Source organism: Actinosynnema sp. NPDC059797, assembly GCF_042732085.1.
In the GTDB taxonomy this organism is placed as follows: domain Bacteria; phylum Actinomycetota; class Actinomycetes; order Mycobacteriales; family Pseudonocardiaceae; genus Actinosynnema.
Genome location: NZ_JBHWIE010000574.1, coordinates 1 through 1,392 on the forward strand (window position 1 = coordinate 1; position 1,392 = coordinate 1,392).

The window sequence follows — 1,392 nt, forward strand, 5'->3', positions numbered from 1 at the left end:
GGGCGCACCCGGTCGCCGGGCCGGGCGTGCCGCCACAGCAGCGCCTCGCCGGGGCGCAGGTCGGCGAGCCGGTCGTGCCCGAGCGGCCGCAGCTCGCCCGCGTCGAGCCGGTGGCCCCCGGACCGGGGGATCGCGCCGAGCACGCCGTGGCGGGTGGCGGGCACGACGAGCTGGCTCAGCGCCAGGCACCCGGTGCGGACCCGCCGCACCGGCACGGACGGGAGCAGCGAGGCGAGGGCGTGGGCGCCGAGCGTCGGCAGCAGGCCCGCGGCGACCTCCTGCGCGTGCACGAGCGACACCACGGTCTGGAACCGGGGGTTGATCTCGACGGCGAGCACGGCGCCGTCGGGCGTCGCGACGAGGTCGAGGCCGAACGCGCCGCGGAAGCCCAGTTCGCGGAGCTGGTCGCCCACCCGCTCGCACACCTGCCGGCACCGCTCGCCGACCCCGGCGGGCAGCTCGTCGTCGGCGACCAGTTGGTTGCCGCAGTGGGCGCCCCAGCACGAGGTGAGCTCGGGCAGGCCGACGAGCTGGTGGGACACCGCGGACGCCGCGGTCACGTCGCCGGTGACGCACCCGCTCACGGTCAGGGGCGTCCCCGGCACGTAGGCGGACACCCGCAGCCGCTCACCCCGCCAGTCGCCTAGCGCGGCCCGGAGTTCCGCCGGGCCGGTCACCAGCCGGGTGCCCTTGCCGGTGAGGTTGTTGAGGCGGCGCTGCACCACCACCGGGCGGCGACCGCCCGCCGCCCAGCAGGACTCGGCGTCACCTGGGCGGGCGAGGACCACCCGGGATTCCGGCACGGCCACGCCCGCGCGCTCGAACAACCGCAGCGCGTCGATCTTGTCGGCGGCGACCGCCGTCGCGGCCCGCGCCGGGGCGAGCAGCCGCAGGCCGCGGGCGGCCGCCCAGGAGCGCGCGCCCGTGCCGTCCTCGGGGGCGAAGCTGATCCCGGCCCGGCCGGCGGGCACCGGGCGCGCCGGCAACGGTGGCGCGGGCGGTGCGGCGGCCTCCGCCCGGTGGTCCCGGTGCTCGTACCGCAGCCACGGCAGCGCGGCGCGGGCGGAGGCGCCCAGGAACGGGGAGCGGTCGTGCCACCACAGCTCGGGGACGAGGTCGCGGAGCAGGGGCGCCGCCTCCGCCGCGACACCCGTGATCGCGACCCGCCCGGCGGTCACGCGATCACGAAGGTGCCCAGGGCGGTCTGCCGCTGGACGCCCTCCCCGAGGCACCGCAGGAGGTCGAGGGTCGGCGCGGCCTGGGTCGCCTGCGCGGCGTGACCGGCGAACTCGCCCGCCGTGATGGTCCCGGTCTTGGTGACCACGTCGAGCCCGGGGAGGGAGCTGACGGTGACGGTGTAGCTGAACGTGCTGGTCCTGCCGTCGTCCCAGG

Annotated in this window: 2 protein-coding genes; both read right to left on the reverse strand. The window is 78.3% G+C overall.

Annotated features, from left to right (window positions below; genetic code table 11):
- The coding region (locus ACFV4N_RS41815) for an ATP-grasp domain-containing protein (RefSeq protein ID WP_499678240.1) at positions 1 to 1,178 on the reverse strand (1,178 nt) is incomplete at its 3' end.
- The coding region (locus ACFV4N_RS41820) for a hypothetical protein (RefSeq protein ID WP_499678241.1) at positions 1,175 to 1,392 on the reverse strand (218 nt) is incomplete at its 5' end. The genes ACFV4N_RS41820 and ACFV4N_RS41815, both read right to left, overlap by 4 nt.